The following is an 18,231-nucleotide window of genomic DNA, read 5'->3' as shown; positions in this document are numbered from 1 at the left end:
AGCGCGCGTTGCACATTGCGCAACGGCGGATAGAGAGGTCCTGGGTGCCCGAGCTGTTCATCGACGGGCGGTGGGTGAGTGCCGCCAACGGCGGCAGTCGCACCATCGTCTGCCCCGCAACCGGCGAGATCGTCGCCGACGTCGACGAGGCCAGTGATGTCGACACGATTGCCGCGATCGCGGCGGCGGATGCCGCCTTCGACACGGGGTATGGCGCATGGCCGCGCACCCCGATCAGCGAACGCGCCGCCGTGCTCGGCCGGGTGGCCGAGATACTCCGCCGCGACAAGGACGCCATCGCCCGCGCCGAGGCCCTCGACACGGGCAAGCGCTTCGTCGAGGCGGAGTACGACATCGACGACGTCGTCTCCGTCTTCGAGCACTACTCCTCGCTTGGCACCAAACTCAGCACCGAACGCCGCGTCGACACCGGCCGCGACGGCATCGACAGCCGCATCGTCAAGGAGCCGATCGGCGTCTGCTCGCTGATTACCCCGTGGAACTATCCCCTCCTGCAGGCCAGTTGGAAGATCGCCCCGGCCCTCCTGGCTGGCAACACTTTCGTGCTGAAGCCGAGCGAGATCACCCCGCATTCGAGCATCGCGCTGATCCGCGCCCTCGACGAGGCCGGCGTGCCGGCCGGGGTCGCCAATCTCGTCCTCGGCACCGGGCCCGGTTGCGGCGGGCCGCTCTCCACCGACCCGCGCGTCGCCCTCGTCTCCTTCACCGGCAGCCTCGCCGTCGGGCGCCACCTGATGGCCCAGGCCGCCCCCGGTGTCAAGCGCGTCGCCCTCGAACTCGGCGGCAAGAACCCCAATATCGTCTTCGCCGACGCCGATCGCGAGGCGGCCCTCGACAACGCCCTCACGGCGGTCTTCCTGCACTCGGGCCAGGTGTGCTCGGCGGGTGCGCGTCTGCTGATCGAGGAGAGCATTGCCGCCGACTTCGTCGAGGACCTCGTCGCGCGCGCACGCACCATACGTCCCGGTCTGCCCTTCGACGACGCCGCCCAGACCGGATCGCTCACCTCCGCCGCCCACCTGGCCAAGGTCGAGGCGTATGTCGCGCGCGGACTCGCCGAGGGCGCCCGCCTCCGCTGCGGCGGGGCTCGCCCGGACGATCCCGCCCTGGCCAATGGCGCCTACTACCTGCCCACCGTCTTCGATCAGTGCCGCAGCGAGATGGACATCGTCCAAGACGAATCCTTCGGCCCGGTCCTCACAGTCGAGACCTTCGCCTCCGAGGACGAGGCGATCACCCGCGCCAACGACTCCATCTATGGCCTGGCGGGCGCCGTGTGGACCGGCGACGACGCGCGCGCCGAGCGTGTCGCCGCCCGCCTGCGCCTTGGGACGGTCTGGATCAACGACTACCACCCCTATGTCGCCCCGGCCGAGTGGGGCGGCTACAAGCAGTCCGGGATTGGCCGTGAGCTCGGCGAGCTCGGCCTGGAGGAGTACCAGGAGACCAAGCACATTTGGCGCAACACCGCCCCCGCCCCGTCGGGGTGGTTCGCATGACCGACCGTATGCCGCGCCTCGCCGCCGGCGTCGACGCCGCCTTGGCCGCGACCACCCTGGGCCCCGCCCCGGCTCGCGTCGATGTCGTCATCGTCGGCGGCGGGAGCGCCGGCTGCGTGCTGGCCAATCGCCGGTCCGAAGATCGGAACACCTCAGTCCTGGTGTTGGAGGCCGGACGGAGCGACCTGATCATCGACCCGTTCATCCACATGCCGGCGGCGCTGCCGTTCCCGATCGGGAGCCGATTCTACGACTGGCGTTATGAGTCCGATCCCGAGCCGCACATGAACGGACGGCGGGTCTATCACGCCCGCGGAAAGGTCCTCGGCGGGTCGTCGAGCATCAACGGCATGATCTTCCAGCGGGGAAACCCGATGGACTACGAGCGCTGGGGCGGCGATCCCGGCATGGAGCAGTGGGACTACGCGCACTGCCTGCCCTACTTCAAGCGCATGGAGACGTGCCTGGCCGGTGCGGATGCGTGGCGCGGCGGCGAGGGGCCCCTCATCCTCGAGCGCGGCCCGGCCGAGAATCCCCTCTTCGGCGCCTTCTTCGACGCCGCCGTCCAGGCGGGCTACCCGCGAACCGATGACGCCAACGGCTATCGCCAGGAGGGCTTCGGCCCGTTCGATCGCACGATTCACCGGGGTCGCCGACTGTCGGCGGCACGGGCATACCTCCACCCGGTGATGCACCGCCCGAACCTGCACGTCCGCACCCTCGCCCTCACCACGCGCATCCGGTTCGCCGGCACGCGCGCGACGGGAATCGACTACGTCTCCCTGGGCCGGCGACATACGGTCGAGGCGGGTGAGGTGGTGCTGTGCGGCGGCGCGATCAACACCCCGCAGCTCCTTCAGCTCTCCGGTGTCGGCGATCCAAAACTGTTGCGCCCCATGGGGATCGACATCGTCTCCGGGCTGAGTGGAGTGGGCGATCACCTCCAGGACCACCTCGAGGTCTACGTCCAATACGCCAGCAAGCTCCCGGTCTCGATCGCCCCGGGTCTGAAGTGGCGCAACCGCCCCAAACTCGCCGCCGACTGGCTGTTCTTCCGCAAGGGCCTGGGCGCGACGAACCACTTCGAGGGCGGCGGCTTCGTGCGCGGCAATGCCGACGTCGACTACCCCAACCTGATGTTCCACTTCCTGCCGATTGCCATCCGCTACGACGGGAGGAGCCCGATCGAGGGACACGGCTACCAGGTGCACATCGGCCCGATGTACTCCGACGCGCGCGGCACCTGCCGCATTCGCAGCGTCGACCCTCGGGTCAAGCCGGCGCTGCGCTTCAACTACCTCTCCACCGATCAGGATCGCCGCGAGTGGGTCGAGGCGATCCGAGTCGCGCGCGACATCCTCGGGCAGCCGGCGCTTGCGCCATACAACGGTGGGGAGATCTCGCCCGGCCCACAGGTCGAGACGGATGAGCAGATCCTCGACTGGGTGCGGGCCGACGCCGAGACGGCGCTGCATCCCAGTTGCACCGCCCGGATGGGCGTCGATGACGCATCGGTGCTCGACCCCGCCACCATGTCCGTGCACGGCACCACCGGCCTGCGCGTCGGCGATGCGAGCGCGATGCCCTATGTCACCAATGGCAACATCTATGCCCCGGTGATCATGCTGGCCGAGAAGGCCGCCGACCTCATCCGCGGCGAGTCGCCCCTAGCCCCGTCGAGCGCACCGTGGTACAACCACCGAACCGGCACCCCGCTCGATCCGCCGACAGCAGATCCGCCGAACAGAACTCCGTTGGCGGCGACGCAGCACCCGGCCGGCCCGGCCGACTGATCGGAGTCACGACATGACGACGCCCGCCGACTCCTCCGCCTTGCAGGTCCGCGGATTGTGGAAGATCTTCGGCCCCAAGGCCGAACGCCTCATCGGCACCCCGGACGCCGCGCTGTCGCGGGCCGAGCTCCAGCGCAAGTCCGGGCATGTCATCGGCGTGCGGGATGTGAGCTTCGATGTCGCCCCGGGCGAGGTCTTCGTCGTGATGGGCCTTTCCGGCTCCGGCAAGTCGACGCTCGTCCGTCTGCTCACCCGGCTCATCGAGCCGACCGCCGGGACGGTCGTCCTCGACGGACAGGAACTCACCGCGATGGACGACGCGGCTCTGCGCCAGGTCCGCCGCGACAAGATCTCGATGGTCTTCCAGCACTTCGGGCTGCTCCCCCACCGCAAGGTCATCGACAATGTCGCCTTCGGCCTGGAGATTCGCGGCGACAACAAGACGAACCGCCGAGCCCGCGCCCAGAACATGATCAACCTCGTCGGGTTGTCGGGTTACGAGCAGAACTTCCCCGACCAGCTCTCCGGCGGCATGCAGCAGCGCGTCGGCCTGGCCCGCGCCCTGGCCGGCGACCCGGCCGTCCTGATGTTCGACGAACCCTTCAGCGCCCTCGACCCGCTGATCCGCCGCGACATGCAAAAGGAAGTCATCCGCCTGCACGACGAAGTCGGCAAGACGATGGTGTTCATCACCCACGACCTCGACGAGGCCCTCAAACTCGGCGACCGCATCCTGATCATGCGTGACGGCGAGATCGTCCAGATCGGCCAGCCCGACGAAATCATCGGCGCCCCGGCCGACGACTATGTGCGTGACTTCGTCGCCGACGTCAACAAGGCGCACGTGCTCACCCTGCGGTGGGTCATGCGGCCGCCGTCCTCCGACCTAGAAGGCGTCGGCGCACCGACCCTCAACCAGTCGACCATCGTGCGGACAGCCGCTCGCACCGTCCTAGCGCACCAAGGCGTCGTGCGGGTCGTCGACGATGCCGGCAGTTTCGTCGGGGTCGTCGACGACGAAGACATCCTGCGGGTCGTCGTCGCCGAGCAGGATCACGAATGACGACCACGACCAGCCCCGGGGTCACCCGCCGCGGGCGGGCCGCCGCCGCCCCGCCGGCCATCGACCCGCGGCCGCGCTGGCAGCCAGCCCTGGTGATCCTGCTGGTGTGGTTCGTGGTGTGGCTCTTCACCCGCGGCCACGACACCTTGGTCCTGCTCGGCCGCGACAAGACGTCGGTCATGAACGCGCTCAACGATTTCCGTGACCACATGCTCGCGGGCCGCGACACCAACCCGCTGATGCGGATCACGGGTGCGCTCGCCGATGCTTTCCGCTCGATGGTGACCTGGCTGCAGCGGCTCATCTCGATCCCGGCCGAACCCCGCCCCGTCCCGCGCATCGGCTGGCTCGGGGTCACCGCGGTGGCGACCTGGCTCGGCTATGCCCTCGCCAACTGGCGGATCGCGCTGCTGACCCTGGGCACCTTCGTCTCCTTCGGCCTCTTCGGCTACTGGAGCGACTCGATGGATCTGCTGATCATCGTCGGCGTCTCGGTCCTCATCTGCGTCGTCATCGGCCTGCCGCTGGGGATTCTCGCGGGCACGAAGAAGCGCGCGAATGGGGTCATCGAGCCGGTCCTCGATCTGCTCCAGACGATGCCGACTTTCGTCTACCTCCTGCCCATCGTCCTCTTCTTCGGCATCGGCGCCGCCTCCGCGGTCGTCGCCACGATGCTGTATGCCGTTCCGCCCCTCATCCGGATCGCCGCCCACGGCATCCGGTCGGTGCCGGCGACGATGATCGAGGTCGCCGACTCCCTCGGCCAGACTCGGTGGCAGCGCCTGCGGACGGTGCAATTGCCGATCGCCAAGCGCACCATCATCGTCGGCCTGAACCAGACCACGATGGCCGCGCTCTCGATGGCAACCATCGCCTCCTTCGTCGACGGTCCCGGCCTCGGCAAACCGGTGCTTGCCGGGCTGCGGATCAACGACGTGGGCACGGCCTTGATCCCGGGCCTGCTCATCGTCGCCATCGCGATCATGCTCGACCGCGGCACGACGGCCGCGAGCGAGCGCGCCGATGTCATCGCCCGCGGCGGTGGCCTCAAACCGCCGGTGCACCGGGCGCTACTCGTCGGCGGCGGCCTCGCCGCCGTGGCCGCACTGTGGCTCTCGACCCAGAAGTTCTGGGCGGCCGAGTTCACCGACCGCGGCATCGGCCGACGGATCGCCAATGTGGCCGATCACGCGGTCGATTCGGTCACCTCCAGCATCTCCCCGTTCACCGGGAGCATCAAGGACGGCATCACCTACGGCCTGCTCAACCCGCTGCAGTCGTTCATCGCCGAATCCCCATGGTGGCTGGCCTTCCTGGCGATCGCCGCCCTCGCCTTCGTCCTCGGCGGCTGGAAGTCGTTCGTGCCCGCGCTCGCCTGCCTCGCCGGCATCCGCTTCTTCGGCGAGTGGCACAACGCGATGATCACCCTCGCCATGACGCTGGTTGCCACTCTCTTGTGTATGGCGATCGCCGTCGTCGTCGGCGTGGCCATGGCGCGCAGCCCGCGCACGGATCTCGCGGTGCGTCCCTTCCTCGATGCCGGCCAGACGATCCCGGCCTTCGTCTATCTCGTACCGGTGCTGGCCTTGTTCGGCCCGTCCCGGTTCACCGGAATCATCGCCGCCTTGGCGTATGCCGCGCCCGTCGCCATCAAGCTCGTCGCCGACGGCGTCAAGGGCGTCTCGGCGACGACGATGGAGGCCGCCCGTTCAACCGGTGCCTCGCGCCTGCAGCAGATCCGCAAGGTGCAGCTGCCGATGGCCCGCGCCTCGCTCGTGCTCGCGACGAACCAAGGCTTGCTCTTCGTGCTGGCCATGGCCGTCATCGCGGGCATGGTCGGCGCCGGCGCCCTCGGCTACGACGTCGTCCTTGGCACCACGCGCAGCGAGGAATGGGGCAAGGGGGCCGCCGCGGGCATCACGATCGTGTTGCTCGGCATACTGCTCGACCGGATCGCGCGCCGCGCCGCCGAACCGGCTCCCAAGGAGACGCAGTGGCTCAGCCTCCCGCGGGGGCGGCGATGACTCCCCATCCGGCCATCTCCCCGCCCCTGCCCCCATCCCTAGCCAGGGACCACGAAATGTCCAGACCACCAGCACACCCGACGCACAAGGAGCGCTCATGCAGGTGACACAAAATCGGCCCATCGGGGCCTTGGCAGCACTCGCTGCCATAGCGCTCGGCGCGACCGCCTGCGGCGGCGGCGATATCAGCAAGGCCGAGCAATCCAATGCCTCCGCCTCCTCGGCGGCCGCGGCCAACAACAAGTGCGGCACGATCAATATGGCCGTGAACCCGTGGGTGAGCTACGAGGCGAGCGCCTACGTCGTCGGCGAGATCGCCAAGTCGAAGCTCGGCTGCACGGTGAACTACAAGGAGTTGAAGGAGGACGTCTCCTGGCAGGGCTTCGGCACCGGTGAGGTGGATGTCGTCATCGAGGACTGGGGTCACCCGGACCTGGAGAAGAAGTTCATGAAGGACAAGGGCGGCGACGGCTCGGCCGAGGACGGCGGCCCGAACGGCAACAAGGGCATCATCCACTGGTATGTCCCGCCGTGGCTCGCCGCCGCGCACCCGGACATCCTGGACTACCAGAACCTCAACAAGTACGCCGCCGACTTCAAGACGTCGGAGTCCGGTGGCCAAGGCCAGTTCCTCGGCTCCGACCCCTCATACGTTCAGTTCGACGAGGCGATCATCAAGAACCTCGACCTGAACTTCAAGGTCGTCTTCTCCGGCGGCGAGGCCGCCTCGTTGGAGGCCTTCAAGAAGGCCGAGGCCAACAAGGAGTGGCTCATCGGCTACTTTTGGGAGCCGCAGTACCTCTTCGCCGACGTCCCGCTCAAGGCCGTGAAGCTCCCGCCCTACACCGACGGCTGCCAGGACGACCCAGCCAAGGTGGCCTGCGACTACCCCGACACGGTTCTGGAGAAGATCTTCTCCACCAAGTGGGCGGCAAAGACGGACGACGCCGGCGTCGCCTTCGTCAAGAAGTTCCAGTGGAGCAACGAGGACCAGAACACCGTCGCGAAGTACATCGCGGTCGACAAGATGGACCCGGCTGCCGCGGCCAAGAAGTGGATCGACGCGAATCCCGACAAGGTCAAGGCCTGGCTGGGCTGACGGTCCGGTATGGATGACGCCCCCGAGAAGGACGGTTCGGTCCAGTCCGTGGACCGCGCCGCGACCATTCTCGCCTACCTGGCCGGTGCGGGCGAGCTCGGCGTGACCGAGCTCGCCCGCCGGCTCGGGGTGCACAAAAGCACCGCCAGCCGGCTGGTCGCCACGCTGGAGAAGTGGGAGTTGGTCGAGCAGGTCGAGGGCCGCGGCAAGTACCGCCTCGGCATCGGCCTGGTCCGCCTTGCCGGCACCGCCGTGGCCGGTCTCGATGTGGTCGAGCAGGCCCGGCCCGTATGCCGCCGGCTCGCCCAGGAGACCGGCCTCACCGTCAATCTCGCTGTCCTCGCGGACACCCAGGCCCTCTATCTCGATCAGGTCGCCGGCACCTCGGCCCTGCAGTCCTACAACTGGGTCGGGCAGCGAATCCCGTTGCACGCCACCAGCAATGGCAAGGTGCTGTTGAGCGAGTTGAGCCCGGGGAAGGTGCGGGACCTGCTCGGCGACCTCACGGCATACACCTCAAGGACGATCGTCGACTTCGGCGTCCTCGACGCCGAACTGGCCCGGGTTCGCCGCGACGGCTACGCGATGGCGATCGATGAGTTGGAGGACGGACTGGCCGCGATCGCGGCCCCGATCCACAACGCGCACGGCGAGATCACCAACTCACTCAGCCTCTCCGGGCCGACCTTCCGCCTAGACGACGACCGCCTCGCGGGCCTGCTCGACGTCCTCGTCCCGGCGGCGCACGAGGTGTCCCGCCGGCTCGGCTGGCATCAGCCCGCCTGACCCGTCGGTGTCCAGCCTGCAGGCGGATGCTTGACCCACATGGTGACGCACGCCACACTGCTGTTGCGCTAGTAGATGCAGCGTTGCATAGTTCGCAACCGAAGGGTGGGTCCTGGCATGGCGACCGTCGACGTCGATCAGAGTTCAGCAGAGGTTGAGCACCGACCACGGACCGATGTCCCGGTCTTTGCGGTCGCGGCCGGCCTCGCGCTGGCGTTCCTCTTGTATGGCGCGATCGACAGCGAAGGCTTCGCCAAGACCGGTGGCTCGATCCTCGGCTGGATCACCGGCAACTTCGGCTGGTTCTTCGTACTGTCCAGCGGCGCCTTTGTGGTGTTCTCGATGTTCTTGGCGTTTACCCGCTACGGAAATATCAAGCTGGGCCCCGACGAAATGGAGCCGGAGTTCTCGACGTTCTCCTGGGTGTCCATGATGTTCGCCACCGGCATGGGGATCGGCCTGATGTTCTACGGCGTCGCCGAGCCGCTGACCCACCTCAATACGCCGCCGATGGGGCTGGCCGAGCCAGGCTCGGACAAGGCCGCGCACCTGGCGATGGAGTACACCTTCTTCCACTGGGGCTTCCACCCGTGGGCGATGTATGCCGTGATCGGCCTCGCGATCGCCTACTTCGCCTACCGCAAGGGGCGGGGCAATCTCATCTCGGCCGCCTTCTATCCCCTGCTCGGCAAGCGCGTCGAGGGCCCGGCCGGCAAGACCATCGACATCCTCGCCATCCTGGCGACCCTGTTCGGCTCGGCGACATCGCTGGGTCTCGGTGCCCTGCAGATCACCGGTGGCCTCGCCAACGTCTTCGGGCGGCAGCCCTACGGGAAGGTGGCCGCCGCGGTCGTCATCGCCGTCCTGACCGCCTGCTTCGTGCTCTCGGCCGTCTCCGGCGTCGACAAGGGCATCAAGTGGCTCTCCAACGCCAATGCCATTGCCGCCGCGCTCCTGGTCTTCTTCATCTTCGTCGTGGGCCCGACGGTGTTCATCCTCGGGACGTTCACCGAATCGATCGGTGGCTACCTGACCCAACTCCCGGCGATGAGCTTCCGGACGGGTGTCTTCGGCGGTGCCGATTGGCTGTCCGGCTGGACGATCTTCTACTGGGCGTGGTGGGTGTCGTGGACGCCCTTCGTCGGCATGTTCATCGCCCGCATCTCCAAGGGCCGCACGATCCGTCAGTTCGTCGTCTTCGTGATCCTCATCCCGAGCCTCGTGTCGTTTATGTGGTTCTCCATCCTCGGCGGGGCCGCCTTCGACCTGCAACTGCGGGAGGGCAAGGACATGAAGGCCATGCTCGACGCGGGTGTGGAAACCACGCTGTTCGGCACCCTGCGCTCCTTCCCCCTAGCCACCGTCACGGTGTCGCTGGCGGTCTTCCTCATCGCGATCTTCTTCATCACCGGCGCCGACTCGGCCTCGATCGTGATGGGCATGCTCAGCCAGCGTGGCCACGAGGAGCCCAACCGGTTGATGGTGATCTTCTGGGGCGTCTCGACCGGGGCCATCGCCGCTGTCCTGCTCTTCGCCAACGGTCTGAGCGCGCTGCAAACCGGGGTCATCATCGTCGGCTTCCCGTTCCTGATAATCCTCATCGGGCTGTGCGTCTCCCTGTGGAAGTCCCTGCGGGAAGAGCCCTTCGAGTCGACGCTGCGCCCGCGCCTGCGCTCCACACTGCGCTCCCAGGGTCGCGAGATCGACGAACTCGAAGAGGACATCGAGGAGTTGGAGGCCATCGTCCGGAACCGGACGCAGCCCACCGAATCCTGACAGCCCACCGTGATAGCGCGGGACACCCGCCCCGCGCTACTCTTGGTGCGCAATGCGAGACGCGTTGCGCCATACGCAACAATGTGAGAAAGTGAAGCACCGCCCATGGCCAATGTGCCCGCCACGGCTCGCTGCGTCGTCATCGGCGCCGGCATCGTCGGAAACAGCCTCGTCTACCACCTCGCCAACCTCGGTTGGCGCGACATCGTGCAGATCGACAAGGGCCCGCTGCCCAACCCGGGCGGCTCGACCGGTCACGCGAGCAACTTCCTCTTCCCGGTGGATCACTCGCGTGAGTTCGCGGATATCACCAAGGACTCGATGGCGCAGTACAAGGAACTCGGCGTCTTCACCGAGTCCGGCGGCTTCGAGGTCGCCCGCACCGAGGAGCGGATGGAGGAGTTGCGCCGCCGCATGAGCAGCGCCAAGGCGTGGGGCATCCCCGCCGAACTCGTCACGCCGGAGCAGGTCGTGGAGAAGGTTCCCTTCCTCGACTCCTCGGTGATCATCGGCGCCGCGTGGTTCCCGACCGTCGGTGTCGTCGACTCCCTGCGAGCCGGCACGATCTTCCGCGAGAAGGCGATGGAGCTCGGCGCGTTGACCGTCGTGCCCAATGTAGAGGTCACCGGGATGCGGGTCGAGGACGGCGTCATCAAGGCCGTCGAGACCACCGGCGGCACGATTGAGGCCGAGACCGTTGTGATCGCGTGCGGTGTGTGGAGCCCGAAGCTGGCCAAGATGGCCGGCGCACACATCCCGCTAACCCCCGCGGTGCACCAGATGATCTCGGTCGGCCCGTGCGAGGTCCTCGCCGACCGTCCGGGTGAGATCTCGTTCCCGATCGTGCGTGACATGGACACGTTCTGCTACGAGCGCCAGCACGGCTCCGACATGGAGGTCGGCTCCTACGCCCACCGGGCGATCCTGATGGACGCCGAGGAGATCCCGAGCATCGAGCAGTCGAAGCTCTCCCCCACCGAGTTGCCCTTCACCTCCGACGACTTCGACCCGCAGTTGGAGCAGGCCCTCGAACTCATGCCGGAGCTCCTCGGTGACGAGCGCGCCGAGATCCGCTATGCCATCAACGGCCTCCTGTCGTTGACCCCCGACGGCTTCCCCCTCCTCGGCGAGACCCCCGAGGTCAAGGGCCTGTGGTCCGCCGCGGCCGTGTGGATCAAGGAAGGCCCAGGCACTGCCCGCGCGGTCGCCGAGTGGATGACCCACGGCAATCCCGAGATCGACCTCGGCCACTCCGACATCGCGCGCTTCTATCCCCACCAGCGCACCCGCGAGCACATCCGCGCCCGCACCGATGAGTCGTTCAACAAGACCTACGGCATCGTCCACCCGAGCGAGCAATGGTCGAGCTCACGCGGCATACGACTGTCTCCGATGCACGCCTCGGAGAAGGAACTCGGCGCCGTCTTCTATGAGACCGCCGGCTGGGAACGTCCGCACTGGTATGAGTCGAACGCCGCCCTGGTGGAGAAGTTCGGCGACGCCTGCATGCCGCGCGAGCACGAGTGGGACGCCCGCTGGTGGAGCCCGATCATCAACGCCGAGCACCTGCAGATGCGCGAGACGGCCGGCCTGGTCGACCTCACCGCGTTCTGCATCTTCGACATCGTCGGCCCGGGGGCGCTCGAGGGCGTGCAGAAGGTCATCGTCGCGCAGGCCGATGTGAAGGTCGGCCGCGTGATCTACACCCCGGTCCTCGACGAGCGCGGCGGCTTCCGCTCCGACCTGACGGTGATGCGGCTGGCGCACGACCGGTTCCGGGTCGTCACCGGCGGCGCGCACGGCATGGCCGACCTGAAGTGGTTCAAGGACCGTATGCCGAGCGGCACCGCCGTCGTCGACCTCACGTCGGCGTACTCGACCATCGGCCTGTGGGGCCCGAAGGCCAAGGAGATCCTGGCCTCGGTCACCTCCGCAGACGTCTCGAAGGAAGGCTTCGCGTTCGGCACCTGCCGCGACATCGAGGTCGGCATCCTGCCCGTCCTCGCCTCGCGGATCTCGTATGTCGGTGAATACGGCTGGGAGCTGTATGTCCCGTTCGAGTCCGGCGCGGCGTTGTGGGCCAAGCTGCTCGAAGCCGGCGCGGAGCACGGCCTGGTCCCGGTCGGGATCGGTGTTTATGGCACCACCGGACGCATCGAGAAGGGCTACCGCGCCTATGGGTATGAGCTCGACACCGAGCGCACCCTGACCGAGACCGGCATGGAGCGGGCCAAGATCAAGGACGCGGACTTCATCGGCAAGGACGCCATCACCGCGCAGGCGGGGCAGACCCCGGCGACGGTTCTGTGCTCGATGACGGTCGATAACCACACGTCCGCGAGCGGGGTCAAGCGCTACATGCTCGGCGGCGAGCCGATTCTGACCCGTGGCGGCGAGCCGCTCACGGATGGTCACGGCCACCACCCCTATGTGACGACCGCCGGCTCGGCTCCGAGCCTCGGCAAGCATGTGCTCATGGCCTTCCTGCCCGTGGAGTCCGCGGTCGTCGGCACCGAGCTGGCCGTGTCCTATATGGAGGAGCTGTATCCGGTCACGGTGGCCGCCGTCGATGCGACGCCGCTGTTCGACCCGGAGAACGCCCGGATTCGAGGCCTCTAAATGACAAACGTCCTGGTGTGCATCAAGCGAGTCCCAGAGGCGACCGGCGAGGTCTCGCTGACCGCCGACGGCCGCGGCATCGACGGCACCCACTCCGGCTACACCACCTCCCCCAACGAGGAGTGCGCCGTGGAATTGGCGGTTCAGGCCGCCGACGGCGGTCAGGCGACGGTGCTGACCCTCGGCCCGGGCGACGCGATCGACCAATTGCGATCTGCTCTCGCCGTCGGCATGACCGACGGCATCCACATCGAGGCCGACAGCGACGCCTACGGCCCCGGAGACGTGGCTCGGGAAATCGCGGCAGCGGTCCGGGCGCGGGAGGCGGGCGGCACGGCATACGACCTGATCCTGCTTGGCAACGACGCCGCCGACACCGGCGACTTCCAGGTCGGGGTGCGGCTGGCGTACGCGCTCGGGCAGCCCGTGGTGACCGGCATCCAGAACGTCTCGGTTGCCGGCGGCGTCGCGACCCTGACCGGCGAGGGGCCCGACGGCACCGAGACGTATGAGGTGTCGCTGCCCGCCGTGGTCACCATTCTCGAAGGCGGCGTCGAGCCGCGCTATCCGTCCGTCATGGGCCGGATGAAGGCCAAGAAGGCGCCGGTGGAAGTACTCGCGCCGAGCGCCGCCCCGGCCGGGTCGGGCCGCGAGAGCCTGACCGTTCCGCCGCCGCCGCCCAACCAGGTGCAGGTGCTCGGCACCGGGCCCGCCGCGGCGCCGGCCTTCGTCTCCACCCTCGTCGAGTTGGGAGTCATCCGATGATCGCCGTTCTCGTCGAAGTGGAGGACGGGCGCGCCGCCCTTGTCTCCCAGGAGGCATTGACGTTTGCGCGTGGGCTGGCCGGAGACGGGGACTCGGTTGAGGCCGTCGTCGTCGCCGCCCCGGGGACGGACTTGTCCGCCGTGGTCGGCGACTGCGCGGCATACGGGGTGGCTCGGGTGCACGTCGCCGACAGCGCCGAGTTGTCGTCGTATGCCGCGGCCGCCTGGGCCGGTGTGCTCGACACCGCCGCGGGCGACGCATCCGTCATCCTCGCCGGCGGCAGCAACCGGGGCAGCGAGATCCTCGCCCACCTGGCTACCCGCCGGGATCTGCCGATGGCGGCCAATGCCGTCTCGGCCCGCGTCGACGGGTCCACCACGACGCTCCAACGCCAGGTGGTCGGCGGCGCAGTCATCGAAACGATGACGCTGGCGGCGTCGCCGGCCATCTTGACCCTCGCAGGTCACGCGGTCGAGCCGGTTCCGGCCGATGCGCCAGGCGCGGCCGAGGTCGTGACGACGTCGCCGGCGATCGCCGCCGATGATCTGCGCGCTCGCGTGGTGTCGGTGACGCCACGGGCCGGCGGGGACGGCGCGAGCCTGACCCGCGCCAAGATCGTGGTGGGCGCGGGCCGCGGGGCCGGTGGCCCGGACGGCTTCGGTGGGGTCGACGCGCTGGCCGCGAAGCTCGGCGGCGTCGTCGGCGTCTCCCGCGTCGTGACCTCGCTGGGCTGGCGCCCCCACCACGAGCAGGTCGGCCAGACCGGCAACCGGATCAACCCCGACCTGTATGTGCCGTGCGGCATCTCCGGTGCCATCCAGCACTGGGCGGGCTGCTCGTCCTCCAAGACGATCATCGCGATCAACACCGACGCCGAGGCACCCATGGTGACCAAAGCGGCATACGCCATCGTCGGTGACATGCACGAGGTCATCCCGGCGATCCTGGCGGAGTTGGACAAGCGCTGAGCCGGTCCCGCCTGAGGCCAAGGAACGTCTGCTAGCAGCAGTTCCTTGCAGGGGGATTCGCGCCAGTGACGCAGACCGAACTGCTCGAAGTGGTGGCCGCGGCCGTGGTGCCGGTGGCCCTCGTCTTGCTGACTCTGGGGTGGTTCCGCCGGGGCCGGCGGGACGAGGTGTTCCACGGCATCACACCCCGGCGGGGTGCCCGCGCTGGGGCAGCAGGCCACGACGGAGCGGGTGTCTTGGCGGGACGCCGAGTGGAGCGGGCCGGTCGCGGTGCGTTTCACCCCGCCCGACGGCGTCACGCCTGGCTTGATGGGCACCGTTATCGACGGCTCCGCGGATGCCGTCGACGTCAGCGCCACCCTGGTCGTCCTCGCCGTGCGCGGCTATGTCCACCTCCACGCCGAGCCGGTTACGGCCGACACCCCCAAACCGCCACCCCCTCCTCCCGGTATGCCGCGCCGCGCCTCCGCAGCACAGCGAACCTCCTCCTCGGGTCACGACTGGCGGATGACTCGGCTGGCGCCGCCCGCGGGCGGCACGCTGCTCCCGTTCGAGCGGGAGTTGCTGAACAAGATCTTCACGCGAAGCCGCGAGGTCACGGTCGCCGAACTCAAGGCCCGCGGCTTCGATCTGACGATGCGCGAGGCCCAGATCGGGCTGTACCGCGAAGTCGTCGACCGCGGCTACTACACCCAGCACCCGCGGGACCGGAATCGCCGGCTCGGCTGCCTCGGCATACCGCTGCTGCTCCTCGCGGTCGGGGCCGGCATTGCCGGGATCACCGCCGGCACAACGGATTTCACCGGCAAGCTCACCGCGGCGCTGGGCGTCGGGCTGGGACTCTCTGCACTACTGCTCCTCTGGGGTGGGCGCGGCCGCACCCCGCGCACGGCCGTCGGGTCGGCGGTGCGCATCCAGGCTCTGGGCTTCCGGGAGTACCTCACCAAGGCCGAGGCCAACCAGATCCGCTTCGAAGAAGCCACCGATCTCTTCAGCCGGTACTTGCCCTATGCGATGGTCTTCGGGGTGGCCGATCGATGGGCGCGGGTTTTCGCCGACGTCGCGCGCAGCGCGCAACTTCGCGGCCTCGGCGAGGCCTACTTCGACTTGACCTGGATCGACGGCTTCGACGCGCTCGGCAATGTGCTGGGTGCAGGCTTCGACGCCCTACAGCTCGGCGACGCGATCGGCGGACTGGGTGACATTGACTTCGGCCTCATCGACGCGGACATCGGCGACGGGCTGAGCGCGGTCACCGATGGGGCCGGCGACTTCCTTTCGTCAGCTCGGATCTGCTCGACTTCGGCGACGGTTGTGGCTGCGACGGGTGCGACCTCGGCTTCTGAGTTCTGTCAGGACCTTCCCCGCGAGTCGTCGGGCCCAGAATCTCGTCGTTCAGGCGGGGGACGGGTCGGAGTCGCCGGCGCGGAGGGCGCAGACCACGCCGCATACGGCCAAGGCGAGGAGCGGGACGCCGACAAGGGGGCCGTTGCCCCGGATCACGGTGATCGAGACGGGTACGAGTAGGGCGTTGACCACCAGCGTCGCCATCCGCGGCCACGACGCGCCGTGCCGCCAGGCCCGCGCCATCGCCCCGAGAAGAAGCGCGCCGACCAAGAAGAGCGCCATCGACGCGAGCGTCCGAGGCAGGCTCGACTCGGTCTCGTGGACAACACCCGCGAGGTATGCCGCGGCCGCCCCGACCAGGAGCAGCGCCTCCAGGCCGCAGACGAAGCCAGCCACCAAAGGCGCGGAACCCGAGGGTTGCGAGGGCGCAGACGTCACGAATCCAAGGCTATAAGGCCCGGTGGGAACAAATTTGCCGCCTAAGCCATTGTCCCAAACGGCATTGTCCGAGACAATGAAGCACGGACCCGTCGTCGGGCCCTTATTGCTGTGGGCAGATCGAGGCCCGCTGTCCCCACGACGTGCCCACCACGTGACCCCACACCAAGGAGTTGGCCCCCTATGGATTGGCGCGACCGCGCTGCCTGCCTCGATGAGGACCCCGAGCTGTTCTTCCCCATTGGGAACACCGGTCCGGCGATCCTGCAGATCGAGCAGGCCAAGGCCGTCTGCCGCCGCTGTGAGGTCGTCGACACCTGCTTGAAATGGGCGATCGAGACGGGTCAGGACTCCGGCGTATGGGGCGGGCTCTCCGAGGACGAGCGCCGCGCCCTCAAGCGGCGCAACGCCCGCGCCCGCCGCGCGGGCTGAGGCCCGACCCCGCCGCCAACTCACCCGCCGCCCGCACCCCAAGTCGCCCACGAGCAACACCACGTCGGCGAAGCTCAGGAGCCGCCCGAGGCCGCTACTCGTCCGTCCGCTATTCGTCCGCCGAGTCGAGCGAGCGCAGGCGCGCGGAGAACCGCACACACGTCCCGCGGGGGTGATTCTCCTCCCACCGGATCACACCTCGAAGGTCCGAGACCAGGGACACCACGATTTGCGTGCCCAACCCCGCCATGCTTGGCCGGAAGCCCGAGGGCAGGCCGGTCCCGTCATCGCAAATCGACACCTCCAGCACGTCCCCCTCGGGGGCGTGTTCGCGGTGCGCCGAGATCCGCAGCAGGCCGCCCGTCTCGCGCAGCGCGTGCTCGGCGGCGTTCTGGATCAGCTCCGACATGATCAGCGCGAGCGCCATCGCATCCTCGGCACGCACGCGTCCGAAAGTGCCGTGCACCTCGGACGCAATGGGCTGCTCCGAGGTCGTGGCCACCTCCACCACCATGCGCTGACTGCGCCGCACCACATCGTCGAAGTCGACCGTCTCGTCGAAGCCCAGGCTCAGGGTCTCGTGCACCACGGCGATCGCGCTGACTCGCCGGACCGCCTCGGCGAGTGCGTCGCGCCCGGCCCCGTCTGGCAGCCGCCGGGCCTGTAGTCGCAACAGCGCCGCGACCGTCTGCAGGTTGTTCTTGACTCGGTGATGGATCTCGCGAATCGTCGCGTCCTTGGACAGCAGCTCGCTCTCGCGCCGACGCAGGTCCGACACGTCCCGGATCAGGACGATCGCCCCGATGCGGTTGTTGTTCTCGGTGATCGGGATGGCCCGAACCGCCACCGCGCCCGAGCGCGTCTGCACCTCGGAACGCCACGCAGCGCGGCCGGTGAGCACGATCGCTAGGGACTCATCGACCGGTCCGGTGTCGTTCATCACCCCGAGGATGACCTGGGCGAAGACTTCTCCGATGACGTCGCCGGTGTGGCCCAGCCGGTGTACGGCGCTGAGGGCGTTGGGCGTCGCATACAGCACGACGCCGTCCGGGTTGAGGTGCACGAGCCCGTCGCTCACGCGGGGGGCGCCACGTCGGAACCCCGTCGGCGCGCCGGATTGCGGCCACTCCCCCGTGGCCAGCATGCGCACGAGATGCCCGGCCAGCGCCTGATAGCTCAGCTCCAGCCGGCTCGGGGTCGGGATCGTGGAGAGATTCGTATGCCGCGTGACGACCCCGGCGACCTCGCCCCCCGCCCGCACGGGGATGGCTTCCTCGCGGACGGCCTGGTCCTGATCGAGGACGGGCGCGCCACGGCGGACCATGGAGCCCTCGGCGACCGCGCGCTCCAGGAGACCGCGCCGGTCACCGACGGCGTCCCGGCCGACGATGTCCTCGAAGAAGACCATCTGGCCGGTGGTGGGCCGGACGTGCCCGACGGCCCGCCAGCGGCCGTCGCGGGTGAGGACCCACAGGACCAGATCGGCATACGACAGATCCGCCAGCAACTGCCAGTCGCTCATCAGCAACTGCAGCCAATGGATGCTCGCCTCGCCGAGAGTCGTCTCGGTCCGCAACCGGTCGCCGAAGGTGCCCGCCACA

General features: G+C 68.5%; 13 protein-coding genes. 12 read left to right on the top strand and 1 reads right to left on the bottom strand.

The features are described 5' to 3' along the window. Positions 1–44 precede the first annotated feature (44 nt). The 12 genes from BN13_RS01420 (at position 45) to BN13_RS01365 (ending at position 16,630) form a co-directional block, all read left to right on the top strand. Positions 45–1,520, top strand: coding sequence for an aldehyde dehydrogenase family protein (locus tag BN13_RS01420; RefSeq protein ID WP_048543822.1), 1,476 nt, complete (start codon positions 45–47; stop codon positions 1,518–1,520). Beyond that, entirely contained in the window at positions 1,517–3,313 is a 1,797-nt protein-coding gene (betA, locus tag BN13_RS01415) for a choline dehydrogenase (RefSeq protein ID WP_235433898.1), read from the top strand. Before BN13_RS01420 ends, betA begins: the two co-directional genes overlap by 4 nt. Before the next feature lie 13 nt (positions 3,314–3,326). Continuing rightward, positions 3,327–4,376, top strand: coding sequence for a quaternary amine ABC transporter ATP-binding protein (locus BN13_RS01410; protein WP_048543821.1), 1,050 nt, complete (start codon positions 3,327–3,329; stop codon positions 4,374–4,376). Next, complete coding sequence (locus BN13_RS01405; protein WP_084733493.1) at positions 4,373–6,400, top strand: ABC transporter permease; 2,028 nt, start codon at positions 4,373–4,375, stop codon at positions 6,398–6,400. Before BN13_RS01410 ends, BN13_RS01405 begins: the two co-directional genes overlap by 4 nt. Positions 6,401–6,497: 97 nt before the next feature. Further along, entirely contained in the window at positions 6,498–7,499 is a 1,002-nt protein-coding gene (locus BN13_RS01400) for an ABC transporter substrate-binding protein (RefSeq protein WP_157038374.1), read from the top strand. A gap of 9 nt (positions 7,500–7,508) precedes the next feature. After that, positions 7,509–8,285, top strand: a complete 777-nt coding sequence (locus BN13_RS01395) for an IclR family transcriptional regulator (protein ID WP_048543820.1) — start codon at positions 7,509–7,511, stop codon at positions 8,283–8,285. A gap of 117 nt (positions 8,286–8,402) precedes the next feature. After that, positions 8,403–10,061 carry a BCCT family transporter gene (locus BN13_RS01390; RefSeq protein ID WP_053079686.1) on the top strand — a complete coding sequence of 553 codons (1,659 nt, stop codon included), beginning with the start codon at positions 8,403–8,405 and terminating at the stop codon, positions 10,059–10,061. A gap of 105 nt (positions 10,062–10,166) precedes the next feature. Continuing rightward, on the top strand, positions 10,167–12,680 hold the full coding sequence (locus BN13_RS01385; protein WP_048543818.1) for a GcvT family protein: 2,514 nt from the start codon (positions 10,167–10,169) through the stop codon (positions 12,678–12,680). Further along, positions 12,681–13,445: an electron transfer flavoprotein subunit beta/FixA family protein gene (locus BN13_RS01380; RefSeq protein WP_048543816.1), complete on the top strand. Its 765-nt coding sequence runs from the start codon at positions 12,681–12,683 to the stop codon at positions 13,443–13,445. Further along, entirely contained in the window at positions 13,442–14,413 is a 972-nt protein-coding gene (locus BN13_RS01375; protein ID WP_048543813.1) for an electron transfer flavoprotein subunit alpha/FixB family protein, read from the top strand. Before BN13_RS01380 ends, BN13_RS01375 begins: the two co-directional genes overlap by 4 nt. A gap of 195 nt (positions 14,414–14,608) precedes the next feature. Then, entirely contained in the window at positions 14,609–15,940 is a 1,332-nt protein-coding gene (locus BN13_RS01370) for a DUF2207 domain-containing protein (protein ID WP_048543811.1), read from the top strand. A 441-nt stretch (positions 15,941–16,381) separates the two neighbouring features. Then, positions 16,382–16,630, top strand: a complete 249-nt coding sequence (locus BN13_RS01365) for a WhiB family transcriptional regulator (RefSeq protein WP_048543809.1) — start codon at positions 16,382–16,384, stop codon at positions 16,628–16,630. Positions 16,631–16,739: 109 nt separating this feature from the next. Here the strand turns inward: BN13_RS01365 and BN13_RS01360 are convergent, their stop codons facing one another. Next, a complete protein-coding gene (locus tag BN13_RS01360) occupies positions 16,740–18,230 on the bottom strand; it encodes a sensor histidine kinase (RefSeq protein ID WP_235433897.1) in 1,491 nt (496 codons plus the stop codon). Position 18,231 lies beyond the last annotated feature (1 nt).

Origin of the sequence: Nostocoides jenkinsii Ben 74, assembly GCF_001046875.1 — a bacterium.
GTDB lineage: Bacteria > Actinomycetota > Actinomycetes > Actinomycetales > Dermatophilaceae > Nostocoides_A > Nostocoides_A jenkinsii.
This window is presented reverse-complemented; position numbering and strand designations above follow the sequence as displayed.